We start from the raw sequence: 22,837 nt of genomic DNA on the forward strand, positions 1-22,837 counted from the left end.
CCACACTCTAGAGAAAGACCTTCGTCAGATCCTGACCTGAATCAACGCCCGCGTCCCGCTCGTACGCCATCGCCGTCCCTCCGCCGTCACCAGCGCGGCCTCCGTCTCCGCGTCCAGGCCCGCGATCACGTCGGACTTGAGGGTGCGCAGAGCGGCCACCGGTCCGGGGAAGTACGCGGTGACCGAGGCGAAGGAGGTGGTGGGCGGCCAGAGGTGGTCGCCCACCAGGCGGCGGTAGTTGAGGTCGCCCTTCATCAGGGTCAGGTCGGCGGAGGCGAACTCGTCGCGCAGGTCGGCCGGCATGTCCGTGTACGGCAGCGGGGCGCAGGAGAAGGGGTGGGCGCGGAGGATGAGGCGGCCGTCCGACAGGGCCGACCACAGGCGTTGCCCGGCGGGGGTCTTCGCGGCGACCAGGTGGCGTACGGCGTCGAGGGTGTCGGCGGTGGTGGCGTCGGAGACGAAGTACGGGTACGGCTTCAGGTGCAGTACGGCGCGGTCGAAGTGGCCGTGGGCGAGGAGGTGGTCGATGAGGAGGAGGTCGGGGATCAGTTCGCGGCCCGCGTTGTCGGCGACCAGGCAGAGCACGCCCCCGCCCGAGCCGCCCGACAGCAGGGCCGACAGCAGCGACTCGCTGTCGTCCGCCACGAGTTGGGAGTCGGCGGCCATGTTCTCTTCGGCGGTCTGGATGCGGAAGCCCAGGTCCGCGCGGTTGCCCCAGAGGGAGCCGTGGAGGAGGGCCTTGAGCTGGTCGGGGAGGGGGTGTTCGGTGAGGGTGTCGAGGGCGGTGAGTTCCGCGGCGGCCTCGGGGGTGTCGAGTTCGGCGAGTTTGAAGGGGCGGAACGGGTCGGTGCCCTGCCAGGGGCCGGGGGCGAAGTAGTCGACGGCGTGGAGGAGTTGGCGGTAGAAGCAGCTCTCGGCGGCGAGGAAGGGCAGGGAGAACCAGGAGCGGCCGGCGTAGCGGCGTACGTTCCAGGTGTCCCACCACGCGTCGTCGGCCGGGGGTTCGACGACGCCTTCGAGCGTGTTCTTCAGCAACTCGTCGAGTGCGCGGCGCTGCTGGGGGCCGTAGGGGGTGGCGTCCTGGACCTTGCGGATGAGGGCGGGGTGCCGTTCGGCGAGGACGCTGTGCGGGAAGGAGGCCGGGTCGTCGCTGCGGATGACGGGGGCGGGGGCGTCAGACACCGGGAGTTCCTCCTGCGCCGGCGGGCGGCAGGGAGACGTCCTTGGCCTTCTTGTCGAGCAGCTTGTCGTAGCCGGCCTCGGTCCACACGTACTTCTTGAACTGCTCCGGCGTCAGCGGACCCTGCCACGGGCTGCCGCCGGGGTAGAACACCGACCCGCACGAGGAGCAGTGGTGCGCGGGGCGCCAGAGCCGTTCGGCGCGTTCCTTGCCTGCCGCGACGAGCTTCCGTTCGCGCCGCTCGCCGTTGACCACCGCGATCGTGCCGATGAACAGCAGCAGGGCGAGGAGCGAACCACCGATCGTGTAGAGCGGTTTGTCGTTCTGGACGCCGCTGTAGGCGAGGCCGACGCCGATACCGGTGAGGACCGTGCCTTCGAGGAAGTGCGTCACGCTGTCGGAACGTCCGTGCGCACCCGGGGTCTTGAGCAGCCGGTCGGTGAGTCCGCTCCGCCGGGACTCCGGGTCGGCGCAGGTCTCGGGCACCGTACGCACCGACGAGCCCGTGCCGCCGCAGCCCGGGCACACCACCGCGACCGGCCCCGGCGTCCCGTCGGTCCACTGGGTCTTCTCTGTCGACATACGCATACGCTAACGGCCGGCCGATGCCCGCTCGCATCGGCCGGCCGCCAGCAGTGGGGGGTGGCGGTCAGAGCAACTGACTCAGAAGGTCAGCTTCCAGCTGTTGAGGCGGCCGGTGTCCGCCGAGGCCACGTCCTGGACACGCAGCTTCCAGGTGCCGTTCGCGGTCTCGCTCGACGCGTTCACCGAGTAGGTGGTGTTCACGTTGTCGGCGGAGTCCGAGGTGCTGGAGGCCTTGAGACGGTAGGTCGAGCCGTCGGGGGCCACCAGGTCCAGGACCAGGTCACCGCGGTAGGTGTGGGTGATGTCCACGCCGACCTGGAGGGTCGACGGGGCGTTGCCGGTGCGGCCGGTGACGGCGATCGAGGACTCGATCGCGGAGCCGTTGTCCGGGATGGAGACGGCCGTGGTGTTGGTGAAGGTGGTACCCCCCGTGGAGCCGCCGGAGCCCCCGGTCACCGCCTGCACCGTCTTGGCCGCGTCGGCGAGGCCGGCGCCGCAGCCGCCCGAGCACGTACCCGGCAGAGCACGCGAGTTGGCCTTGATCGCGGACTCGATCTGGGCCGGGGTCAGCGCGGAGCTCGCCGACTCCAGCAGCGCGGCGAGGCCCGCGATGTGCGGGGCGGCCATGCTGGTGCCCTCGTAGTAGTCGTACGTCTCGCCGCTCGGGCCGGCGGTGCCGGTGTTCAGCGTGGACAGGATGCCGCCCGACTGAGTGGTGCGGGTGTCGCCGCCGGGGGCCGCGATGTCGACGACCGAGCCGAAGTTGGAGTAGTACGAGCGGGAGCCGGCGCGGTTGGTGGCCGCCACCGAGATCACGTTGCTGCAGCTGGCCGGCGAGTAGTTGGCCGCGTTGGCGTTGCTGTTGCCCGCCGCGACGACGACCGTGGTGCCGCGGTTCACGGCGGCGTTGATCGCGGTCTGCGTCGCGGTGGTGCAGGCACCGCCACCGCCGAGGCTCATGTTGATGACCTTGGCGACGTTGGTGTTGGCGGGGACACCGGAGACGGTGCCGCCGGACGCCCAGGTGATGGCGTCGATGATGTCGGAGTCGTAGCCGCCGCACTTGCCGAGCACACGCAGCGGGGAGACCTTGGCGCCGTAGGCGATACCGGCGATGCCCTTGCTGTTGTTGGTGGCGGCGGCGATGGTGCCGGCGACGTGCGTGCCGTGCCAGGAGGAGGGCTGGGCCTGCCAGCCGACGCCGCACTCCCCGTTCACGGTCCAGTCGCCCGTGTCGGCCGGGTTGCTGTCCCGGCCGTTGCCGTCGTTGGCGACGGTGGCGTCCGAGATGAAGTCGTAGCCGCCGACGATGTTCGCGGCGAGGTCCGAGTGGGTGACGTAACCGGTGTCGATGACGGCGACCGTCACACCGGAGCCGGTCACCTTGTCCCAGGCGCCCGGCACGTTCATGCCCGCGGTGGACTCGAAGAGGTCCCACTGCTTGCTGTACTCGGTGTCGTTCGGCGTGGCCAGCGGCTTGTTCAGGCGGTCCGGTACGACGTAGGCGACCTGCGGGTCGGCCTGGTACTCGGAGATGACGTCGGCGACGTCCGTCTTGGTGAGGTTCTCGCCCAGGTCGACCAGGGCGGCACCGCTGCCGAGGCGGCGCTGGAAGTCGAGGGTCTCGCCGGCTTCCTTGCCCTTGGCCGCGGCGTCTGCGTCGGCGGCCTTGTTCGACTTGGCCTCGGCGGCACCGGACTTGTAGCCGACGATCAGGCGCTCGGCGACCGTGCCGGGAGCGGCCTCGGTGGCACCGGCGACGGCGGGCGCGGTGTCGGCCTTGGCGGACGGGGCCTGGGCGACGGCGACCGAGGAGGTCATGCCGGCCACCAGGGCGACGGAGACCGCGGCGACGGATATGAGCTTCCGTCCGGCGGTGCGGGGGGTGGAGGTACGCAAGGTCTTCACCTTTCGTGGCCTGCTCATGTCAGGGGAGGAGCGGCGGTGAAACGCTTCTTCATCGAAGCGGCGGGGGGTCCAGAAAGGGTTGGCGCAAAGGCCGGCCAGGCGCGAGCTGTTGATCAGGGGTTACCTGTGGTTCAGCTGTGCGAGCACATTAGGCAAAGCACTGGTCACGGGGATACGGGGAAAACCCTCGACCCCTTCGGGAACTCCCCTATCCCGTACGGCAGTCGGGCCCTGATGTCGCGCTTCGGCGGTTTTGTCGACGCTTTGCCGATGCCTTGCCGCCGCACCGGGAGTGGCCGGATTCGACCGGTCGAACGGCGGCACGGATCGCGGCACGGATCGCGGCACGTACCACGCCACGGACCTTTGAACGCGGCGCTCCCGGGTCCCGTACGACACGGTGGACCGCCAGGCCCTCACCCCAGCCCCTCGCCCCAGCCCTCATCCCCATGGATCGGACGTTCCGGATGTACCGCTTGTCCGCCTGCCACCGCACCGCCGCCTTCGTCATGGCGGCTCCCGTCCTTCTGACGGCGGCGGCCGGCAGCCCCGCGGCGGCGCACGGCGCGCCGACCGACCCGGTGAGCCGGGTGTCGGCGTGCTCGCCCGAGGGTGACAGTCAGGGCACGGCGGCCTGCGAGGCGGCGATCGCCGCGAACGGGGCGCCCTTCACCGCGTGGGACAACATGCGGATCGCCGGGGTGAACGGGCGCGACCGGGAGGTCGTCCCGGACGGGCAGCTGTGCAGCGGCGGGCTCGCGCCCTACAAGGGGCTCGATCTGGCCCGTGCCGACTGGCCCTCGACCCGCCTCTCCCCCGGCAGCACGCTGAACCTCACGTACCGGACGACGATCCCGCACACCGGGACGTTCAAGCTGTTCCTGACGAAACCGGGATACGACCCCACCGAGCCGTTGAAGTGGTCGGATCTGCCCGAGAAGCCGTTCGCCTCGATCACGGATCCGCCGCTGCGGGACGGCTCGTACCGCTTCTCGGCGAAGTTGCCGGCCGACCGGTCCGGGCGTCATGTGCTGTACACGATCTGGCAGAACACAAGCACGGTGGATACGTACTATTCCTGCTCGGACGTGGTGTTCCCGGCAGCGAAGAAGACCGGCTCCGGGGCCAACTCCGGTACTGGAGAGAGGACTTCGGAGGCGGAACCGGCGAAGACCGACAAGCCCGCGCCGGCGGCGTCCGCCGAGTCCACGCCCACGGAAGGGTCGCCGTCGCCGCTGGAGCCCTCGTGGACCCCCGGTGACGTACAGGCGGAAGTGGCCGACAGCCCGGTGGCCTCCGCGAGCGATGGCAGCGACGACAGCGGCGCCCTCGTGCCGCTGGCAGCGGGCGGCGCCACGGTGTCGGTGCTCGCCGTGGCCGCCGTCCTCTTCCTGCGCGGACGCGGACGCCGCTCTCGTATCGGTGACTGAGGTGACTGACCCGTCGGGCTACGTCAGTTGACGAAGACCGACGCGCCGCCCTGGGTGGTGTTCGTGACCGGCGCGTACTTCGCCGTGAAGTAGCCGGTGCTGAAGCACAGGGACGAGCCGGAGGTCTTCGTGAACGGCTGGCTGGTGAAGTTGATGCTGTTGTCGTCGTTGCTGGACGTGCCGGTGATGCTGGGCGCCTGGTAGACGCAGTTGATGGTGCCCAGCAGGGTGCTCAGCACCACGGTGGTCTGGAGGACCGAGCCCTCGGCCGGGCTGACCGTGACGACACCGTCCGAGGTGACGGTGGTGGTGTACGGCAGGTTGTTGACCGTGACGCTGTTGACGCCGGTGACGCCGAAGACGTTGCTGGTGCAGTTGCCGAAGGTGTGGGCGTCGACCGTCTCGGTGGCCGTGCCGGGCCCCGCCGGGTTGTCGGTGACCGTGGCGGTGAACGTCGACTCGGCGCAGGAGACACCGCTCGTGCCCGTCGCGCTGGAGTAGAACTTGCCGGTCGTGCCGGAGGCCAGCGACGCGCTGAGCGTGTCGCCGACCGCGACCGCGTCACCGGCGAGGCCGCCGGTGGTGAGCACGGTGTCGGCGGCGGAGGCGGGGCTGACGGCCGACACCATCAGGGCGGCGGTGGTTCCGACGAGGGCAAGGAGGGATCGCGTACGCATGGGGGTGCCTCTTCTCAGGTTGTTCTCAGGACTTTCGGAAGGAGAGAACTGCGGGTGAACGCGCGCGTCGACATCGTTCGCGCGGGGGAACGCGGCGGTGCCGCACGGCGCCGAACGATCGCTGTCGATCCGTGACGCCTTCTCCGTACGTGACGGATCGACAGCGACAGCCGGGGGCCGGGCACGGTCCAGTGGAGGGGAAGGCGACCATGCCCGGCACGCGGCGAGGGGTGGTGCTGCGTTGGGCCGCGCAGCGCGTTCAGGTGTGTCACACACTCCACGCCGGCGACGGGGAGCTCGGGACGGTGACAAACGCTGCGCGTCGGATCCGGCGCCACGGATCCGTTGGGGGAAACCCGGGAGAGTTGTAGACCTGTAGAAGAGTCAACGTCAAGGAGCAGTAAGGAAGTTGAGACGCTGGCGGCCTCGCCTGCGGTGGTGCGGTCGAGGGCCTCGACCGACAAAGGCAAAGGTGAGCGACGTTCACCCTTCACAGGTGTCGCACATCCAACATCCTTTTGTCACAAGCGCCTTGACCCTCCAAAGTAACCACGGGTAACTTCCCGAATGGCTACTGCGGCGTAGCGAGTAAGCCCTTGCACCCTCGGGAGGGTGCGCTCAGGTGTGCGTCGCAACCGGTGTCCGCGCCAGGACAACGTGGCTTGAACCATCTGCACTGTTCTTGCTTGTAAGTCCAGGGAGCACACATGGCCTCGTCCTCGGACGCCACGGCGTCCACCAATGAAAGACCCGAGGGTCCCGAAACGTCCGGAAGACGCGGGCGGGTCCGCCTGAAGCGTGCCGCCGTGATGGCGGTGCCGGCCACGGCGGTCGCCGCCGGTCTCATGATCCTCACCGCCCAGGGCGCCCTCGGCGTCCAGTTCGCCATTTCCGGCATGCCCTTCGTGGTCACCGCCGACAAGCTGGAGGGGCAGGGCTTCGCGCAGTTCGGTGCGCTCGACCACATGATCGAGAACAGCCCCAACGAGGGTGACACCGGCGGTCAGGTGCTGGTCGTGACCTCGGTCGTGAAGAGCGGCAAGCTGACCAATCTGTGTCAGAGCGTCGACCTCGGCGGCATCCAGCTCGTCCTCACCGCGGGCGACAAGTCCACGCCGGTGAGCGTGAAGAACCTGGCGATCGACTCCGACGACATCAAGGGCGACGCCTCGTTCAACAACATCGAGATCGGCCGCGACTCCAGCACGTTCGACAAGGTCGACCAGCAGGGCCCGCGGGGTGTCTACGGTCAGCAGGCCGACTCGGTCACCATCACCGACCTGTACCAGCACAACTACGCGGCCACCGCGGCCGTCTTCAAGCTCCCCGACCTGCACATGAGGTTCCAGAGCGAGGGCTGCGAGCAGTGAGCCGATTCCGGGAATGGAGGGGCCACCGGCCGTTCGCCGGTGGGCTGTTGCTGGTGCTGGGCGGCGCGGAGATTCTGGTGACCATGAAGGCGCCGCTGCCGGTCATCCTGAAGATCGGTATGCAGGGGCTGGCGGGTTACCTTCTGCCCTCGCTGATGATCGTGTGCGGGGCGCTGATCCTCTTCAACCCCGCGCAGCGCCTGTTCTACTCCATCCTCGGGATCCTGCTCTCCCTCGGCACCTGGCTCACGTCCAACATCGGCGGGTTTGTTGTGGGGCTGCTGTTGGGGGCGGTGGGTAGCACGCTGACGTTCGGGTGGTTGCCGGACCAGGAACCCCGGCGTAAGCGCTCCGCCAAGCAGCCGGAAAAACACGCCGCAGGGCTCGGTGGTTGAGGTAGTTCGGCGAGTGCGGGTTGTTCGTGGTTGTTCGCGCCCACGCGGCGGAGCCGCATATCGATTCAGCCCCGCGCCCCTATCGGGGCGCGGGGTCTCGTTTATAGCGCAAAGGTGACCGCAGCCTCGGTCAAAGCCGCGCGCAAGCGCTCCGGGTCCGTCCAGTAGCGGTCCTGCGAGAGAGGTACGCGCCAGTAGAGGCCGGGGCCCGTCGTGCGGCGCAGGGGTGGGACGGCGACGTGGCTGCCCGGCCCGAGGACCTGGACGTCGGTGAGGCGCCAGTCGGTCGCGGCGCCGGGCGGGACGAGCCAGTACATGATGCCGCCGTAGCCGTCCTCGATCACGGCTCCGCTCGCGTCCCCGAGGGACTTCAGCGCGGGGGTGCCGAGGGCCACCGGCACGCGTACGGCGTTCCACCAGCGCCCGGCCGGCACCGTACGTACGTCGGGGTTGTAAGAACACATCCAGCGCGGAGCCCTGCTGACAGTCATGGCACTCACCGGCTCCTCATGGGGGGGTGAGCCCGATCCTAGGAGCGCGCTCCGCACCCAACTTGCGAGCACGCGCAGGGAAGTTGCCGTCGTACGCAGCGCGTGGCACGTGTTCTCGCCCGGCGACGCTACCGGGTCGTAGCGTAACTGGGCTTGTACGTAGTGCTGTTGGACTCCTTACGACTGATTACGACTGATTACGACTGCCAGGAGGGCCCGATGGGCAACCCCGCCCCCATTGTGATCGACGCGACCGGCCGTGACATCCACGGTGAGGCCGCCCGGATCCGCGAGACGGGTCCGGCGACCCGGGTCCTGCTTCCGGGGCCGCACGATGTCGAGGCCTGGGCGGTGAGCAGCACCGATCTGCTCAAGCGGCTGCTGACCGATCCCCGGGTGTCGAAGGACGCGCGGCAGCACTGGCCGAGGTTCGCCGCCGGTGAGATCACGCCGGAGTGGCCGCTGTTCACCTGGGTCGCGGTGCAGAACATGTTCACGGCGTACGGCGGTGACCACAAACGGCTGCGCATTCTGGTCTCCAAGGCGTTCACGGCGCGCCGTACGGCCGCGTTGCAGCCGCGCATCGAGGAGATCACCAAGGAACTGCTCGACGGCGTCGAGGAGCGCTTCCGGCGCGGTGAGACGGTCGATCTGCGGGAGGCGTACTGCTATCCGCTGCCGATCCGGGTGATCAGCGAGCTGTTCGGCCTGCCCGAGGAACGGGGGCAGGTGCTGAAGGAATTGGTGGACAAGCTGTTCGACACGTCCGCCGGGCCGGGCGAGATGACCGCCGCCTACGAGCGGATGTACGGCGTACTCGGCGAACTGGTGACCGCCAAGCGGGAGTCACCGGGCGACGACCTCACCAGCGGTCTGATCGCGGCCCGCGACGAGGACGACACCCGGCTCAGCGAGCAGGAACTGCTGGACACCCTGGTGCTGGTGGTCAGCGCCGGGCACGAGACCACGGTCAACCTCCTCGACCAGGCCGTACACGCCCTGCTGACCCACCCCAAGCAGCTGGCCCATGTCCGTGAGGGGCGCGCGACCTGGGACGACGTGATCGAGGAGACGCTGCGGGCGGAGGCGCCGGTGGCGAGCCTGCCGCTGCGCTACGCCGTGGAGGACCTGGACCTCGCCGAGTTCGGCGGCCCCGAGGGTGTGGTGATCGCCAAGGGGGACCCGATCCTCGCCGCGTACGCGGCCGCCGGGCGCGACCCCGAGCGGCACGGGAAGGACGCCGACGTCTTCGACGTCACCCGCCCCGACAAGGAGCACCTCGCCTTCGGCCACGGGGTGCACTACTGCCTGGGCGCCCCCCTCGGCCGTATGGAGGCCCGTATCGCGCTCCCGGCCCTCTTCGAGCGGTTCCCGTCACTCCGGCCGGCCGCCACGGACGCGGAGCTGGGACACGTGGAGTCATTCATCTCCAATGGCCACCGCCACCTGCCCGTCCGCGATGCCTGAGCCACGACGCCGGTGGCGCGGCTACTCGCCGCGCCACCAGGCCAGCAGCCGGGCCCAGCCACTCCTCGGCCGGACGGACTCCGGCGCGGCGGCCGGCGCCCCGTAACCGCTCCCGTACGGCCCCTCCGGCCGCCCCCCGGCGGGCTCCTCGGCCACAGACGCGCCCACCGTCCGGGCTGGCGGGAACGTCACCGGCAGTGCCGCGAGCGCCCGGTGGAACGGCCCCGGGCGCCACTCCAACTCGCTTGCCGGTAGGGCGAGTTCGACGTCCGGGAGGCGATCGAGGAGCTTTTCCACCGCCACCGATGCGATCAGCCGGGCCTCGGTCTGCGCGGGGCAGTTGTGCGGGCCCGCGCTCCAGGCAAGGTGGGCGCGGTTGCCCGCGCGCTGGTCGTTCGTCAGGGCCGGGTCGGTGTTCGCGGCGGCCAGGGAGATGACGACGGGGTCGCCGGCCTTGAGGAGGGCGCCCTCGTACATGACGTCCCGTTTCGGGTAGTGCACGGCGTAGTTGGCCATGGGCGGGTCGGTCCACAGCACCTCGTCGAGGGCGTCCTCGACGGGGAGGCTGCCGCCGGAGAGGTCGCCCGCGAAGCGGTCGTCGGAGAGGAGCAGGCGCAGGCCGTTGGCGATGAGGTTCTGTTGCGGCTCGGTGCCCGCGCCCATGAGGACGACGAGGGTGTGGATCATCTCCTCGTCCGTGAGCTCCGCCGGATGCGCGATGAGCCAGGACGTGACGTCCGGCCCGGGCTGCTTGCGCTTGAGGGTGACCAGCTCGAAGAGCGTGGTGACGAGCAGTTCGTTGGCCCGCTCGGCGTCCACCCCGTCGAAGATGCCGGACATGCCCTCCACGAGCTTCAGCCCGTACTCGGCGGGGCAGCCGAAGAGGCGGTTGAAGACGAGCAGCGGCAGGACCTGGGCGTACTCGCCGAGCAGGTCCGCCTTGCCGGTGGGCGCGAACCGGTCGATGAGCGTGTCGGCGCTGCGCTCGACGTAGCCGCGCAGGGTGTTGGGCTCGACCCGGGCCAGGCTGTCGGTGATGGCGCCGCGCAGCCGCCGGTGGTCCTCGCCGTCGGAGAACAGGGCGTTGGGCCGGTACATCATCATCGGCACGACGGGGCTGTCCGGGGGCACGGTGCCGTCGTTGAGGTCGTTCCAGCGGCGCGGGTCCTTGGAGAACGTCTCCGTGCTCCGCAGTACGTGCAGGGCGGCGTCGTACGAGGTGACGAGGGTGGCCCGGACGCCGGCGGCGAGCTCGACGGGGGTGGTCGGCCCGGTGGCGCGCGCCCGCTCGTAGAACGCGGCAGGGTCGGCGGCGAACTCCGGTCCGTGCATGGGCTGGTGGGCCGGGCAGCCCGGCGGCGGTACGGCGTTCACGCGTGCTCCAGTTCGCTTTCGCTCTCGCGGCTCAGCAGATACTCGACGAGGGAGATCAGCGCCCGCGTGGACGACTCCGGGTCGCGGGCGTCGCAGCGGACGAGCGGGGTCTCGGGCAGCAGGTCGAGGGCCTCGCGCACCTCGTCCAGGCCGTGCACGGGGGCGCCGTCGAAGTCGTTGACGGCGACGGCGTACGGCAGGTCCAGCTCCTCCAGGACGCCCATCACGTCGAAGGAGTGCGACAGGCGCCGGGTGTCGGCGAGGACCAGCGCGCCGAGGGCGCCCCGGGTCATGTCCTGCCAGAGCTTGGTGAAGCGCTGCTGCCCGGGGGCGCCGAACAGGTACAGCACCAGGGAGTCGTTGAGGGTGAGCCGGCCGAAGTCCATGGCGACCGTGGTGGTGGTCTTGTCGCGGGTGCCGGCGAGGTCGTCGACCACCGCACCGGCCTGCGTCATGACCTCCTCGGTGCGCAGCGGCCGTATCTCGGAGAGCGTGCCGACGAAAGTCGTCTTGCCGACGGCGAAGTGACCGACGACGAGCAGCTTGACCGCCGTCTTCACGGTCGGCCGCAGATAGACGTCGTCAGAGGCGGGCGCGGAGCCCATCGAGGACCTCCTGGAGGATGCGGGCGTCGGACGGCCGGGCGGCCGGAATCGGTGCGCGGGTGACGATGTGGCCGCTGTCCATGAGGTCGGCGACCAGCACCTTGGTCACGCTGACCGGCAGTTGGAGATGGCCCGCGACCTCGGCGAGGGAGAGCGCGCCGGGCCGGCACAGCTCCATCACGCGGCGCTTCTCCGGGTTGAGGCCGGTCAGCGGCAGGTCGGTGGCGGCGATCAGCAGCGTGACCAGGTCCAGGGTGTTGCGGGTCGGGTGGGCGCGGCCGTCGGTGACGACGTACGACCGCACCAGACGACCCTCGGGCCGGCGGCGGGGCGTCATATCCGGCTGCCCGTGTCCAGCCGCGCCGGGCTGGTCAGCTCCTTGCCGAGCCGGTCGACGAGCTTGTGCATGCGGTACGTCACCGCCTCCATGTCGACCTCGTCGCCGGTGGACACCGCGAGATAGGCGCCCTCCCCGGCCGCGACCAGGAAGACGAAACCGTGCCCGAACTCGATCAGGGTCTGCCGCCACGGGCTGTCCGCGGAGCCGCAGAACTCGGCGGTGCTGCGGCTGATCGACTGCAGTCCGGAGAGCCCGGCCGCGAGGCGCTCGGCGTCGTCGCGGTCGATGTCGGCGGAGTGGGCGCGGAGCATGCCGTCGGCGGAGAGCAGGATGGCGTGCCGCGCCTCGGGGACCTTCAGCACGTCGTCGAGCATCCAGCCCAGCTCGTTGGTCGTGGGCTCGATCATGCGTGGGGGGTCCCTTCGTTCTCGTGGGGGGCGGATGGTGCGGTGTCGGTGCTCGCGTCGGCCTCGGCGGCGTCGGCGTTGACGTATTCGTCCTCGTCGAGGATGCGTCCCGCCGCCCGGCCGAAGCGGGTGCCGCGGGCGAAGGCGCCCATGATGCGGGCGTTCTCCTCGGGAGTGCGCCCGGAGACCTCCGCGGTCCCGGCGGGCTCCGGCTCGGGGGCGGCAGTCCGCCGCGGGGTGCGCCGGCGGCGCTTGGGCAGTCCGCCGTCGGTGGTGCCCTCGGCGGTGCCTTCGGTGACCGCGGGGCGGGGGCTGGGTTCGGTGGTGTCCGGTACGGGTGTCAGGTCGATCGCGGGCTCCGGGGCGGCGGGCTCCAGCTGGGTCAGCAGCGCGGTGGGCAGGAACGCGACGGCGCGGACACCGCCGTACGGCGAGCGGGTGTCCACGGAGACGCTGAACCCGTACCGCCGGGCGAGCACCCCGATGACGGCGAAGCCGAACTGGGGCGGGTCGGCGAGGCGGGTGACGTCCACCTCGCCGCGGCCGGCGAGCAGACGGGTGGCGCGGTCCACGGCCTGACCGTCCATGCCGACGCCGGCGTCGTCGATGACGACGCACGCGCCGTTGTGCACGGACTGGACGGTGACCTCGACCGTGGTGTTGGGCTGCGAGTGGCGGGCCGCGTTGTCGAGCAGCTCGGCCACCGCGAGGACGACCGGCTCCACCGCGCGGCTCTCCACCGCGATGTCGACCTGGCCGTTGATCCGGATGCGACGGTAGTCGCGGATGCGGGAGGTGGCGCCCCGGACGACCTCGAGCAGGGGTGAGGTCGAGCGCTGCCGGCCGGGCCAGGATCCGCACAGTACGGCGATGGCCTGGGCGCGGCGGCCGAACTGGGCGTTGGTGTGGTCGACTTCGAGGAGGTCGCGCAGCACGTCGGGGTCGTCGTGCCGGTCCTGCATCTCGGAGATGGACACCTGCTGCTCGTTGGCGAGGGCCTGGATGGAGCGCATCGACGCCTTGAGCGCGGCCTTGGCGGACTGGTCGGCGCGGGCCTGCGCGTGGGCGACGGCGCCGGAGAAGCGGGTCAGTACCTCGTCGAGGCCCTTGCCGAACTCGGTTCCGGCGAGCCGGGTGTCGAGCGGGCCGACACCGGGTAGGTCCTGGCCCGGGTGGTCCGCGAGGGCCGGCAGCCGGACGAGGACCAGATGGCGCAGCTCCTCCTCACGGGCCCGCACCTCGTCGGCCAGGCCGGCGTTCTTCCTCCGCTGCCGCCTGGTGATCCCCTGCTGGCGCAACAGGAGTACGGCGGTGACGAACAGGGCTGAGGCCAGAGCCCAGGTCACCGCCTGCGGTATCTGATCGGTCATGAGAGTCCACGAGTCCTTACGTCCTCAACGTCACGGAACGTCCTCAGGTCCCGGACAGCGGGCGTGAGTTGACGGAGCGCCCGACGATAGTGGTGCGACCGCCCGGGCACTTTCCGTGACGCGCACGGAAGTTGTCACAGGACGCAGGAGTGACGCAAGAGGCGTGAGTGACCCCGCGATTCCTCCCCCGGCATATTCGGCCACCCGACCGGGCGGCATGGCAATCGCTTGCCACGCTAGGCTGCGCAGCACAACTGACCGGACGGTAACTGTCTTTGATCACTCACCAGTTGAAGGTTTTCGCGTCCGGGATCGTATGAGACCACAAGGGAGCTGTCGGGTTCTCGGGTTCCGACCGACACGGGAAGGGAATGGCGTTGCCCGCGGGTAGTTATGTCGTCGACGCGCTGTCCACCGAGGAGCTGGACCCGCGTGAGCGGGCCGACTTCTGGACCGAGCAGATAGGCACGTACCAGTCCCGGATGGGCTACAGGTACCCCCAGGCGGAGCGCTTCCACGGGCAGACCGTCCGCCAGCGCACCGACAACTACCAGCTGGTGAAGTACCGGTCGGGCGAGATCGAGTACACCCGCACGATGCGCCAGGTCCGCCAGGACCCCGACGAGGACTACCGCCTGCTCTTACCCCTGAACGGGGAGATAGTGCTCCGCCAGGAGGGCGAGGAGGCACGGCTCACCCCGGGCACCGGGGCGCTGGTCACCTTCGGGGCGCCCTTCCAATGCTTACAGAGCGACGACATCAACGCGTTCATCCTCACCGTCCCGGCCCGCGAGGTGGACGGCCGCCTGGGCGCCAAGTCGCCCGTCGCCGCCGGCCTTGACCTGACCCGGGGCCTCGGACGGATCGTCGGCTCGATGCTGACCGGCCTGCACGAGGAGCGGGAGCATCTGACCGACCCGCAGTTCGACTCCGTCTCCGACCGCATCGTGGAACTCATCTGCATGCTGACCGTCGGCGACGACCGCCCCGACGTCCCCGGGCAGCTGGCCGAGGTGGAGGCGATGGTCCGCCGCTATGTACGCGACCACGCGGCCGACCCGAATCTCACGGGTACGGCGGTGGCACGTGCCCTCGGCTGGTCGTTGCGCCAGATCCAACTCGCCCTGCAGCGCGTGGGGACCACACCCCGCGAACTGATCCGCGAGGAGCGGCTGCGCCTGGTGCGGGACCGGCTGCTGTGCACGGAGTGCGAGCACATGACGATCACCGACCTCGCGTACTCCGCCGGCTTCTCCTCCGCGAGCGCCCTCAGCACCGCCTTCCGACGGCGCTACGGCGTGAGCCCCCGGGAGATGCGACAGAGCCTGCGCTGACTCCACCTGAAATCAAGGGAGTTGGGGCGACGGGCCCGTTTCGCCGACACTCTCTCATCTTTCCGCCCTCGCGGCGTTCCGTTGAAGTCTAAAGCTTAGTCAGAGCCCAGCCGAAAATCGACCCTCGTCCGCCCCCCGGCCCCGGCTCGGGCGGGAGTCCGCCGCAAGTCGGCGCACCGCGCGTTTTGCGACTTCATGGTGTGAATGTTGCTGGGAGCCCTCGTGCACGCCCTGTGTGACCAGGGTTTACCTGTTGGTCAACTGAGTCCCGCACGAATCGGGTTGGCGATCGGTAACGCGCGTACCACCGGACGGCGACCCCGCGCAGGTCGTCCCCGCGGCACGGTCCTGATTTCACAACCGGCCCCGCACCCCGGCTCGGTGTGAAGAACTGCTGCGGCGCCACCCCGGCGACAGACGGTAGAAATGCGTCGCAGCCCCTTGCCGCGATTGACGGCTCCTCAGGTGAATGCCCCGCCCTGGGCGACTAGGACTGCTGGTCAGATAGTTGACGTTCTTCGCTACTCTGTCGCGTACTGGCTGATCGAGAGGACTCCGATGCCTGAACCCCCACCCTTCGCAACATCCCCGGATCACGGTCGGCCGGACACGACGACACCTCCGCCTCGTCACCGGCACGTCAGGACCGGGGCCTCGGGTCCTGGGGACTCCTCTGCGATACGCCCGCGTCTGACGCGCCTCGCCGTCCTCCCGACCGCGATCATGGCCGGAATTTCCACCGCCGTCACCGGCACCGTCCTGCGGCTGCAGGAGGGCACCGCCGACGCTGCCACCTGGGGTGTCCTGACCGGTGGCGCGGTGCTCGGCTGCGGCTGCCTCGCCGGCGCCGTGCTCGCGGCCAGGTCCCGGGCCCGCACCGAGGAGCGGCACGTCGAGTCGCTGCGTCAGGCCCTCACGAACGGCAACTGGGCGCTGGACGAGGACCTGACCCGGCTCAAGCGGGGTGAGCAGCTCGCGTCGCGGGGGTTCACGTACCAGGCACCACGCGCCGAGGACGCCCGCCAGGCTCTGGAGTACGAGGTCGCGTCGGCCCAGCACCGGGCCCGCGAGGCCCTCGTCTGGGCGGCGAGCTACTTCCAGGCGGCCTCCGACGACAACAGCGACAAGGTCGAGGTCTTCGTCAACCTGGCCCGTCGGCTGCAGTCCCTCGTCCACCGTACGATCCGGGAACTCGACGACCTGGAGAACCAGGTCGAGGACCCGGACCTGCTCCGGCGCATCTTCGGCATCGACCACCTGGCCACGCGTATCCGGCGGCACGCGGAGAACCTCGCGGTGCTCGGCGGCGCGGTCTCCCGCCGCCAGTGGACCAACCCGGTGACGCTGACGGAGGTGCTGCGGTCCTCCATCGCCGAGGTCGAGCAGTACTCCCGGGTCAAGCTGGTGCCGCCGATCGAGGGCACGCTGCGCGGGCACGCGGTCGCCGACGTCATCCACCTGCTGGCCGAGCTGGTCGAGAACGCCACGATGTTCTCCCACCCCGACACCCAGATCCTCCTGCGCTCCCGCCGGGTGACCGCCGGCATCGCCATCGAGGTCGAGGACCGCGGACTCGGCATCCCCCAGGAGGACCAGGACCGGATCAACGCGCTGCTCACCGACCCGGTCCGCATCGACATCGACAAGCTGCTCGCCGACGGCCGGATCGGTCTGTTCGTGGTCTCCTCCCTGGCCCGCAGGCACGGCATCGCGGTCCAGCTGCAGAGCAACATCTACGGCGGTGTCCAGGCCATCCTGGTGCTCCCGCAGGGCCTGCTCGGCGACGAGGAGGGGCAGGCGCCGGACCGGGCACGTCCCGCCGCACCCCGCCCGGCACAGGCGTCCGCGCAACCGGCCGCACCCTCATGGGAGGACTCGCCGCAACCGGGTCCGCCGCAGTCGGGTCCGCCGGTCGCCGTGGCGTCGTCCTACTCCGGCCCCCCGGCCGGCCAAGGGGCGTACCCGGCTCCCCCGGCCGCCGTCGCGTCGTACGGGGGTTCCCCCGCCTCCGTACCGCAGCGACCGGCACCGATGGCTTCGGCCTCCCCGTCCGCCCCCGTCCGGCACGACATGGCGCAGCCGCCCGCATCGGCGTCCGGGCCGACCGCGCGGAACGCCGACGTCCGGTCCGAGTACCGCCCCGCCGGCCATGAGCGCCCCGGCGCCCCGCAGGGGCCCGGGTCGTCCGCCAGGCCGGTGCTGCCGAAGCGCCGTGCGATGGAGCACCTGGCCCCCGAGCTCCGCCACGGGCCCCTCGCGCCTCCCGAGACCAACGAACAGGACTTGAACTTCAGCCCCGGCCTCCTGGCCGGAATCAACCGAGGCTTCGGTCTCGCCGGCGCGACATCCGACGTGATCCCCGTCGACGACTCGCGCTGGGCCTCGTCTCAACCGCAAGGAGAAGAACCCCACCATGGTGAGCGATAGCCACCCCACCGGTCAGAACATCGACTGGCTGCTGGAGAACCTCAAGAAGACCGTGCCCGGTACCCGCCAGGTGCTGTTGCTGTCCTCCGACGGGTTGAGCAAGGCGCATGTGGACCTGGGCGCCGACGACGCCGACCGGCTCGCGGCGATAGCCTCCGGGCTCAATTCCCTAGGCCGTTCCTTCGGTCACGACCGGGTGCTGGGCAACGGCGGTACGGTCCGTCAGGTCATCGTGGAACTGCACAACGGCATCCTCATCGTGGCCTCCGCCGGCCACGGCGCCGTGCTCGCGGTGACCGCGGACTCCTCGACGCACACCGAGACGCTCGGCTACGAGATGGGCATGCTGATCCGGGCCGTGCAGCCGTTCCTCGCCACCCCGGCCCGCCGGCCTACCACCGCGCCTTCCAGCGCGGGGATGTGACGCGATGACGGACGAGCTGTTCCTGGACGAGGAGGCCGGACGCTTAGTCCGGCCCTTCACCGTCAGCAACGGGCGCACTCGACCCTCGACGCCTCTCGATCTGCTCAGCCTGGTGATGGCCACCGGCATCCAGCCGATCAACGACCTCGGCCCCGACCACGACATGGTGCTCGGGCTGTGCGCCCGACCGGTGCCGGTGGTCGAGGTGGCGGCCCGGATGAACCTGCCGATCGCCGTCACCAAAGTCCTACTGTCCGACCTAGTGCAGCACGAGGCGCTCACCGCACGGGCGCCCCGTGCCGTCGAGGCGGCCTCCGCCGCCAACCGAGAAGTTTTGGAGGCGGTGCTTGATGGCCTACGCGCACGGCTCTGACCCCTTCCCGACCGCGCTGAAGATCCTCGTAGCCGGAGGATTCGGGGTGGGCAAGACCACCTTCGTGGGGGCGGTCAGCGAGATCGCGCCCCTGAGCACCGAGGAAGTGATCACCACGGCCAGTGTGCGCACGGACAGCCTGGACGGGGTGGAGGAAAAGTCCACGACCACCGTGGCCATGGACTTCGGCCGTATCACCCTCGACTCGAACCATGTCCTCTACCTGTTCGGTACGCCGGGTCAGGAACGGTTCTGGTTCATGTGGGACGAACTGTCCGACGGTGCGCTGGGAGCGGTGGTGCTCGCCGACACCCGCCGACTCGACGCCTGCTTCCCGGCAGTGGACTTCTTCGAGGTCCGCGGCATCCCGTTCGTGGTGGGCGTGAACGAGTTCGACGGTGCGTACCAGTACTCGATCGAAGAGGTCCGCGACGCCATCGGCCTGAGGTCCAACGCACCGATCGTGTTCTGCGACGCCCGGCACTGCAGTTCCGGTACGGGCGTGCTCGTCGAACTCGTCCAGCATCTGCTCGGTATGACACCCGGTGTGGCGATGCAGCAGCCGCCCGTGCTCCGTTGATCCATACTCAACCCAGCCGACATCGAACGGAGTTCTCATGAACAGCACCGGCCCCTACTCCACCTACGACCCACCGCTCGACCGTCTGCTCCTGACCCCCGAGGACCCCGCCGCTCCGCAACGGGCCGCCAGACTGGCCCAACTCGGGCTCCGCGACACCCCCCGGATCGAGTTCGACGAGTTCGCGCGCCGACTGGCCCTGGAGCTCGACGCGCCGTACGCGATGGTCAACTTCATCGACGACCGGCGGCAGTTCTTCGCCGGGCTGTACACACCGGAGGCCGGTCCGGTGAACGTGGCCCAGCGACCGATGCAGGAGAGCGCCCCCTCGGTGAGCCGGGAGATGGGCCTGGACCACGGCTTCTGCCCGCACACCGTCAAGCGGACCACGGCGCTGGTGCTCGACGACGTCTGCGACTACCCGCGGTTCGCGGGCAACGCGGTCGTGGACGAGATCGGCATCCGCTCCTACATGGGCGCGCCGCTGGTCGACCCGCTGGCGGGCATCAACCTCGGCACGATCTGCGTCGTGGACACCGACTCCCGGACGTGGGGGCGGCAGCGGCTGGAGGTCATCAAGCACATGGCGCAGGAGATGTCCGAGCAGATCCAGTCCCTGGCAGCCGGCAACTGACCCCGACCGCCCGACCGGGCACCACCGCCCGGTCGCCGGGCAACCGACTCACTCACGAAAGCCGCGGACACGCGCTGTGTCCGCGGTTTCCCTGCTGTCCGAGGTCTAGACCAGCTCGCCCACGGGGTCGAGTTCCGTCTGCTGGAACGTGGGCTGCGGGGTGCGGACCAGGTCGGCGAGGCGCTCGGACCACTGGCCCCGGTTCTCCCCCAGGGCGAACTCGCCGAGCCTGAGGGCCTGGATCTCGGAGGTGCCGGCGGGTGCGTAGATGTGGAAGGCGTCGCGCAGATAGCGCTCCAGGGGGCGGTCGGTGAACAGGCCGCAGGCCGCGTGCATCTTCATGGCCGCCTGGGCCGACTCGATGGACGACTCGACGTTGAAGAGCTTGGCCGCCATGAGCTCGACGTCGCAGGGACGCCCGTTGTCCAGGAGGTGTGCGGCGAGATAGGCGCTCTGCCGCGCGAGGGTGAGCCGTTGCAGCATCCGGCCCAGCTCGATCTTGATGTTGGGAACGTGGCCGAGCGGCTCGCCGTAGCGCTGCGTTTCCCGGCAGTACCGGGAGGTCTCCTCGAACACCGCCTGATGGATCCCCAGGGACACCGCCGTGAGGTTGAGCCGGCCGTAGAGCACCGACGAGGAGTACGCGACGGCCAGTCCGCCCCCCTCCTCGCCGAGCCGGTTCGCGGCGGGTACTCGGCAGTTGTCGAAGACGAGTTCCCCGAAGCTGAACCCGTGCAGGCCCATGGACGGCACCTGCTTCGCGAGGGAGAAGCCGGGCCGGTCCGCCTCGACGAGGAACGCCGTCATGCCTTTGGAGCCCGGCCCGGTACGGACCACGACACCGTGCAGGTCTCCCACGTGGCTGTTGCCGACGAAGACCTTGCGGCCGTTGAGGATGTAGTCGTCGCCGTCCCGTACGGCGCTGCTCTCCATGCCCGCCACGTGGCCCCCCGACCCCGGCTCGGTCACGGCGATGGTCGGCAGGACCTCTCCACTGGCGATCCTCGGGAGCCAGGTCCGCTTCTGGGTCTCGTCCCCGAAGTGAACGATCTTGGCGACGCCCAGCTGGGATGCCTGGACCATCGCGCCCATCGCGCCGCTGACGCGGGCGAGTTCCTCGATGATGATGGTTTTGGCCAGATGGCCCGCGCCCATTCCGCCGTACACCGGGTCGATCGTGGCGCCGATCCAACCCTGCTCGGCGATCGCTCGGGACAGCCCGACCAGTGCGGTACGGGATGCCTCCATCTCCGGTATCAGTGGCCGCACCACGCGCTCGGCGAACTCGCGTACGCGCTGCCGCAGATCCTCGTGGTCCTGAGTGGTGAAGACGTGTTCCACGCCAAGCCCTTCTCCGTGCTTCCCCGCGCCGGAAGACGCGGAGGCTGTACGTCAGGCTGTGGTTCCAAGGGGGGACCTGGCCGACGTGCAACATGGTCTACAAATCAACCTCTTACGCCAAGATCGTTAAGGTGGTTTGGCTGAAACATGGGCCGTTGAAATCTGCGTCAGCCCGTGGGAGACGGGCGATTCGGTGTCCACATTTTGATACTTTCCAAAGAGAAGTTGAGCGTCTCCGCTGACGCGGCGCCAGCCTGACGTCCCATGACCACCAGGCATCCGCCCTCGAAGTCACCTTCTCCAAGCCCCAGTTGGGGTCAAATACCAGACCGACGAGCCGTCCGCGGAGGTTTGAGCAGGACGATAGCGACTTTCGGCCACGTCGATGCGCGTCAGAACTGGCTTGGTCCGGCCGATAGTGACCTATCTCTCCCTGTCTCTCTCTGTCGACAAGTCACCCTTGACGGCCGTACGGCAGTTGTGCCCCGGCCACCGGCGGAGCTGGGGTCAGGTGGCGGTCAGGGGGCTACTGACGACGGGGCGCGGAGCCTGATACCGTTCCCTCCGGCCGAGCGCAACACCCCTTGTCCCCACCGGACTTTGTCTCCATCGGACTTTCGCTGCCGTACGAGGAATCAGATGCCAGGTACCCGCGACGGCCGGGCATGTCATCGATGAGCGCCGGAACCTCAGCCGAGGACGCGGCCGCCACGGGCGGCGCCCAGGGCCTCCCCCGACGGCCCCGGCCGCGAGCAGCGCTGTCCGCGCCCCCAGCACGTGACGAGGCGGCGAACAGCCCCCAGGATTACGACGCCGAGGACACCCTCTCTCCCGACGCCCTGGCCCGTGCCATGACGGCGATCCAGCGGGGATCGATGCGGGCCCGGCTCGCCGAGCCGGACGACACCGACTGACGGCCCCCGACGACTCGGCGTGTCCCCCTGGCGCCGACCGACTGTGAGGAACATTCAGGAATGACTGAGCAGGTACCCCCGGGTCCCCAACTGGACTGGCTGCTGGACGGACTCGTGGAGCGGATACCCGAGATCCGCTGCGCCATCGTGCTCTCCGGGGACGGCCTTCTCATCGGCAAGTCGAAGGACATCCGGTTCGACGACGCGGAGCACCTGTCCGCGGTCGGCTCGGGCATGCACAGCCTGGCCCGGGGCGTGGCACGTCACTTCCACGGCGGTGAGGTCCAGCAGACGGTCATCCAGATGGAGCGGGCGTTCCTCTTCGTGACCGCCGCCGGGCGGGGCGCGCGGCTGGCCGCGATCGCCTCGGAGGAGGTGGACGTCGGCATGATGGCGTTCGAGATGGGCACGCTGGTCAAGCAGGTCGGCAAGTACCTGAGTGCCGCGCCCCGTTCGGAGACGCCGACCGACTACGTGCAGGACGCATGACCCGCGGCGGCTCGGCGGCGGGCGGCCCGGTGGTGCCCACCGCCCTGAAGATCCTCATCGCGGGCGGCTTCGGCGTCGGCAAGACGACCATGGTGAGCTCGGTGAGCGAGGTCTCCCCGCTGCGGACCGAGGAACAACTCACCGTGGCGAGCGAGGGCGTGGACGACCTCACGGGCGTCGAGCGGAAGAGCTCGACGACGGTCGCCCTGGACTTCGGCCGCATCACCATCGCCCCCGACCTGGTGCTGTATCTCTTCGGTACGCCGGGCCAGGAGCGCTTCTGGTTCATGTGGGACGGCCTGGCCACCGGTGCCCTGGGCGCGGTCGTCCTCGCCGACACCCGGCGCCTCGACGCGTCCTTCGCCTCGATCGACTTCTTCGAGTCCCGCGGCATCCCGTTCGCCGTGGGCGTCAACTGCTTCGACGGCCGCCGCGACGTGGACGCCGACCAGGTCCGCCAGGCCCTCGACCTGGGCCCCACCACGCCGGTGATCCTCTGCGACGTACGCGAACGCCAGTCCAGCAAGGAGGTCCTGCTGGCGGTACTCGGCGCGGCCCGCCGCAGGATAGAGGCCCGCCTGGTAGCGGCGGGCCTGCGCCCGGGCTGAGCGCGAGTTCGCCGCCGACCGGGTGTTGCTGTGGGCTACGCCGGCTAGGCCCTGTCGTCACATTCCCGTCTGCCGAGCGACGCCATGCACGCTCCCCCACTCTCGGCTTCTCCC

At 69.8% G+C, this 22,837-nt stretch carries 24 protein-coding genes; 13 read left to right on the forward strand and 11 right to left on the reverse strand.

Going from position 1 to position 22,837, the window contains the following annotated elements; all coding sequences use genetic code 11:
• Positions 1–24 precede the first annotated feature (24 nt).
• The 3 genes from F3T56_RS18020 to F3T56_RS18030 all read right to left on the reverse strand — a co-directional run bounded on the left by F3T56_RS18020 (position 25) and on the right by F3T56_RS18030 (position 3,664).
• Complete coding sequence (locus F3T56_RS18020; RefSeq protein ID WP_149826190.1) at positions 25–1,182, reverse strand: damage-control phosphatase ARMT1 family protein; 1,158 nt, start codon at positions 1,180–1,182, stop codon at positions 25–27.
• Complete coding sequence (locus tag F3T56_RS18025; protein WP_149826191.1) at positions 1,175–1,762, reverse strand: hypothetical protein; 588 nt, start codon at positions 1,760–1,762, stop codon at positions 1,175–1,177. The genes F3T56_RS18020 and F3T56_RS18025 overlap by 8 nt, the downstream gene beginning before the upstream one ends.
• Positions 1,763–1,843: 81 nt before the next feature.
• Positions 1,844–3,664 (reverse strand): S8 family peptidase, encoded by a 1,821-nt coding sequence (locus tag F3T56_RS18030; protein WP_149826192.1) that lies wholly within the window; start codon positions 3,662–3,664, stop codon positions 1,844–1,846.
• A 458-nt stretch (positions 3,665–4,122) separates the two neighbouring features.
• On the opposite strand from F3T56_RS18030, the gene F3T56_RS18035 reads away from it, so the two are divergent.
• Positions 4,123–5,103 (forward strand): lytic polysaccharide monooxygenase auxiliary activity family 9 protein, encoded by a 981-nt coding sequence (locus F3T56_RS18035; RefSeq protein ID WP_149826193.1) that lies wholly within the window; start codon positions 4,123–4,125, stop codon positions 5,101–5,103.
• 23 nt (positions 5,104–5,126) lie between these two features.
• Here F3T56_RS18035 and F3T56_RS18040 read toward each other — a convergent pair whose 3' ends face one another.
• Entirely contained in the window at positions 5,127–5,780 is a 654-nt protein-coding gene (locus tag F3T56_RS18040; RefSeq protein ID WP_149826194.1) for a Tat pathway signal sequence domain protein, read from the reverse strand.
• A 707-nt stretch (positions 5,781–6,487) separates the two neighbouring features.
• On the opposite strand from F3T56_RS18040, the gene F3T56_RS18045 reads away from it, so the two are divergent.
• Both F3T56_RS18045 and F3T56_RS18050 read left to right on the forward strand, forming a co-directional pair.
• The gene (locus tag F3T56_RS18045; RefSeq protein ID WP_149826195.1) at positions 6,488–7,150 is read left to right on the forward strand and encodes a DUF6230 family protein; all 663 of its coding nucleotides are present in this window, start codon (positions 6,488–6,490) and stop codon (positions 7,148–7,150) included.
• The gene (locus F3T56_RS18050) at positions 7,147–7,545 is read left to right on the forward strand and encodes a DUF6114 domain-containing protein (protein ID WP_246203676.1); all 399 of its coding nucleotides are present in this window, start codon (positions 7,147–7,149) and stop codon (positions 7,543–7,545) included. The genes F3T56_RS18045 and F3T56_RS18050 overlap by 4 nt, the downstream gene beginning before the upstream one ends.
• A 101-nt stretch (positions 7,546–7,646) precedes the next feature.
• On the opposite strand, the gene F3T56_RS18055 is transcribed toward F3T56_RS18050, so the two are convergent.
• Positions 7,647–8,036 carry a hypothetical protein gene (locus tag F3T56_RS18055; protein ID WP_172638998.1) on the reverse strand — a complete coding sequence of 130 codons (390 nt, stop codon included), beginning with the start codon at positions 8,034–8,036 and terminating at the stop codon, positions 7,647–7,649.
• Between the two features lie 219 nt (positions 8,037–8,255).
• Between F3T56_RS18055 and F3T56_RS18060 the strand changes: the two genes are divergently transcribed.
• Positions 8,256–9,503 (forward strand): cytochrome P450 family protein, encoded by a 1,248-nt coding sequence (locus F3T56_RS18060; RefSeq protein WP_149826196.1) that lies wholly within the window; start codon positions 8,256–8,258, stop codon positions 9,501–9,503.
• 21 nt (positions 9,504–9,524) lie between these two features.
• Here the strand turns inward: F3T56_RS18060 and F3T56_RS18065 are convergent, their stop codons facing one another.
• Genes F3T56_RS18065 through F3T56_RS18085 form a run of 5 tightly spaced genes read right to left on the reverse strand, consistent with a single transcriptional unit; the run spans position 9,525 to position 13,599 of the window.
• Positions 9,525–10,835 carry a cytochrome P450 gene (locus tag F3T56_RS18065; protein ID WP_149826223.1) on the reverse strand — a complete coding sequence of 437 codons (1,311 nt, stop codon included), beginning with the start codon at positions 10,833–10,835 and terminating at the stop codon, positions 9,525–9,527.
• Between the two features lie 38 nt (positions 10,836–10,873).
• Positions 10,874–11,482, reverse strand: a complete 609-nt coding sequence (locus F3T56_RS18070; RefSeq protein WP_149826197.1) for a GTP-binding protein — start codon at positions 11,480–11,482, stop codon at positions 10,874–10,876.
• Positions 11,460–11,819, reverse strand: coding sequence for a DUF742 domain-containing protein (locus F3T56_RS18075; protein WP_149826198.1), 360 nt, complete (start codon positions 11,817–11,819; stop codon positions 11,460–11,462). The genes F3T56_RS18070 and F3T56_RS18075 overlap by 23 nt, the downstream gene beginning before the upstream one ends.
• Complete coding sequence (locus F3T56_RS18080; protein ID WP_149826199.1) at positions 11,816–12,229, reverse strand: roadblock/LC7 domain-containing protein; 414 nt, start codon at positions 12,227–12,229, stop codon at positions 11,816–11,818. Before F3T56_RS18080 ends, F3T56_RS18075 begins: the two co-directional genes overlap by 4 nt.
• The gene (locus F3T56_RS18085) at positions 12,226–13,599 is read right to left on the reverse strand and encodes an ATP-binding protein (protein WP_149826200.1); all 1,374 of its coding nucleotides are present in this window, start codon (positions 13,597–13,599) and stop codon (positions 12,226–12,228) included. The genes F3T56_RS18080 and F3T56_RS18085 overlap by 4 nt, the downstream gene beginning before the upstream one ends.
• Before the next feature lie 371 nt (positions 13,600–13,970).
• On the opposite strand from F3T56_RS18085, the gene F3T56_RS18090 reads away from it, so the two are divergent.
• From F3T56_RS18090 to F3T56_RS18115, 6 genes are all read left to right on the forward strand, one after another.
• Positions 13,971–14,933 (forward strand): helix-turn-helix domain-containing protein, encoded by a 963-nt coding sequence (locus tag F3T56_RS18090; RefSeq protein ID WP_172638999.1) that lies wholly within the window; start codon positions 13,971–13,973, stop codon positions 14,931–14,933.
• Between the two features lie 558 nt (positions 14,934–15,491).
• Entirely contained in the window at positions 15,492–17,360 is a 1,869-nt protein-coding gene (locus F3T56_RS18095) for a sensor histidine kinase (RefSeq protein WP_149826201.1), read from the forward strand.
• Positions 17,347–17,784 (forward strand): roadblock/LC7 domain-containing protein, encoded by a 438-nt coding sequence (locus F3T56_RS18100; protein ID WP_149826202.1) that lies wholly within the window; start codon positions 17,347–17,349, stop codon positions 17,782–17,784. Before F3T56_RS18095 ends, F3T56_RS18100 begins: the two co-directional genes overlap by 14 nt.
• 4 nt (positions 17,785–17,788) lie before the next feature.
• Complete coding sequence (locus F3T56_RS18105) at positions 17,789–18,157, forward strand: DUF742 domain-containing protein (RefSeq protein ID WP_149826203.1); 369 nt, start codon at positions 17,789–17,791, stop codon at positions 18,155–18,157.
• Positions 18,135–18,737 (forward strand): GTP-binding protein, encoded by a 603-nt coding sequence (locus F3T56_RS18110; protein ID WP_149826204.1) that lies wholly within the window; start codon positions 18,135–18,137, stop codon positions 18,735–18,737. Before F3T56_RS18105 ends, F3T56_RS18110 begins: the two co-directional genes overlap by 23 nt.
• Positions 18,738–18,774: 37 nt before the next feature.
• The gene (locus F3T56_RS18115; RefSeq protein WP_149826205.1) at positions 18,775–19,371 is read left to right on the forward strand and encodes a GAF domain-containing protein; all 597 of its coding nucleotides are present in this window, start codon (positions 18,775–18,777) and stop codon (positions 19,369–19,371) included.
• Between the two features lie 105 nt (positions 19,372–19,476).
• On the opposite strand, the gene F3T56_RS18120 is transcribed toward F3T56_RS18115, so the two are convergent.
• Positions 19,477–20,712 carry an acyl-CoA dehydrogenase family protein gene (locus F3T56_RS18120; protein ID WP_149826206.1) on the reverse strand — a complete coding sequence of 412 codons (1,236 nt, stop codon included), beginning with the start codon at positions 20,710–20,712 and terminating at the stop codon, positions 19,477–19,479.
• Between the two features lie 674 nt (positions 20,713–21,386).
• Here F3T56_RS18120 and F3T56_RS18125 point away from each other — a divergent pair.
• Genes F3T56_RS18125 through F3T56_RS18135 form a run of 3 tightly spaced genes read left to right on the forward strand, consistent with a single transcriptional unit; the run spans position 21,387 to position 22,723 of the window.
• Positions 21,387–21,626, forward strand: a complete 240-nt coding sequence (locus F3T56_RS18125; RefSeq protein ID WP_149826207.1) for a hypothetical protein — start codon at positions 21,387–21,389, stop codon at positions 21,624–21,626.
• 60 nt (positions 21,627–21,686) lie between these two features.
• Positions 21,687–22,115 (forward strand): roadblock/LC7 domain-containing protein, encoded by a 429-nt coding sequence (locus F3T56_RS18130; protein ID WP_149826208.1) that lies wholly within the window; start codon positions 21,687–21,689, stop codon positions 22,113–22,115.
• Positions 22,112–22,723, forward strand: a complete 612-nt coding sequence (locus F3T56_RS18135; protein ID WP_149826209.1) for a GTP-binding protein — start codon at positions 22,112–22,114, stop codon at positions 22,721–22,723. The genes F3T56_RS18130 and F3T56_RS18135 overlap by 4 nt, the downstream gene beginning before the upstream one ends.
• Positions 22,724–22,837 lie beyond the last annotated feature (114 nt).

The organism is Streptomyces tailanensis, from assembly GCF_008386495.1.
Taxonomy (GTDB): Bacteria; Actinomycetota; Actinomycetes; order Streptomycetales; family Streptomycetaceae; genus Streptomyces; species Streptomyces tailanensis.

Coding starts and splice junctions, on each gene's coding strand:
- F3T56_RS18025 (WP_149826191.1), bottom strand. CDS start 1,762: ATGTCGACAGAGAAGACCCAGTGGACCGACGGGACGCCGGGGCCGGTC.
- F3T56_RS18035 (WP_149826193.1), top strand. CDS start 4,123: ATGGATCGGACGTTCCGGATGTACCGCTTGTCCGCCTGCCACCGCACC.
- F3T56_RS18040 (WP_149826194.1), bottom strand. CDS start 5,780: ATGCGTACGCGATCCCTCCTTGCCCTCGTCGGAACCACCGCCGCCCTG.
- F3T56_RS18045 (WP_149826195.1), top strand. CDS start 6,488: ATGGCCTCGTCCTCGGACGCCACGGCGTCCACCAATGAAAGACCCGAG.
- F3T56_RS18055 (WP_172638998.1), bottom strand. CDS start 8,036: ATGACTGTCAGCAGGGCTCCGCGCTGGATGTGTTCTTACAACCCCGAC.
- F3T56_RS18060 (WP_149826196.1), top strand. CDS start 8,256: ATGGGCAACCCCGCCCCCATTGTGATCGACGCGACCGGCCGTGACATC.
- F3T56_RS18065 (WP_149826223.1), bottom strand. CDS start 10,835: ATGCACGGACCGGAGTTCGCCGCCGACCCTGCCGCGTTCTACGAGCGG.
- F3T56_RS18070 (WP_149826197.1), bottom strand. CDS start 11,482: ATGGGCTCCGCGCCCGCCTCTGACGACGTCTATCTGCGGCCGACCGTG.
- F3T56_RS18075 (WP_149826198.1), bottom strand. CDS start 11,819: ATGACGCCCCGCCGCCGGCCCGAGGGTCGTCTGGTGCGGTCGTACGTC.
- F3T56_RS18080 (WP_149826199.1), bottom strand. CDS start 12,229: ATGATCGAGCCCACGACCAACGAGCTGGGCTGGATGCTCGACGACGTG.
- F3T56_RS18085 (WP_149826200.1), bottom strand. CDS start 13,599: ATGACCGATCAGATACCGCAGGCGGTGACCTGGGCTCTGGCCTCAGCC.
- F3T56_RS18090 (WP_172638999.1), top strand. CDS start 13,971: ATGGCGTTGCCCGCGGGTAGTTATGTCGTCGACGCGCTGTCCACCGAG.
- F3T56_RS18095 (WP_149826201.1), top strand. CDS start 15,492: ATGCCTGAACCCCCACCCTTCGCAACATCCCCGGATCACGGTCGGCCG.
- F3T56_RS18100 (WP_149826202.1), top strand. CDS start 17,347: ATGGTGAGCGATAGCCACCCCACCGGTCAGAACATCGACTGGCTGCTG.
- F3T56_RS18105 (WP_149826203.1), top strand. CDS start 17,789: ATGACGGACGAGCTGTTCCTGGACGAGGAGGCCGGACGCTTAGTCCGG.
- F3T56_RS18110 (WP_149826204.1), top strand. CDS start 18,135: ATGGCCTACGCGCACGGCTCTGACCCCTTCCCGACCGCGCTGAAGATC.
- F3T56_RS18115 (WP_149826205.1), top strand. CDS start 18,775: ATGAACAGCACCGGCCCCTACTCCACCTACGACCCACCGCTCGACCGT.
- F3T56_RS18125 (WP_149826207.1), top strand. CDS start 21,387: ATGAGCGCCGGAACCTCAGCCGAGGACGCGGCCGCCACGGGCGGCGCC.
- F3T56_RS18130 (WP_149826208.1), top strand. CDS start 21,687: ATGACTGAGCAGGTACCCCCGGGTCCCCAACTGGACTGGCTGCTGGAC.
- F3T56_RS18135 (WP_149826209.1), top strand. CDS start 22,112: ATGACCCGCGGCGGCTCGGCGGCGGGCGGCCCGGTGGTGCCCACCGCC.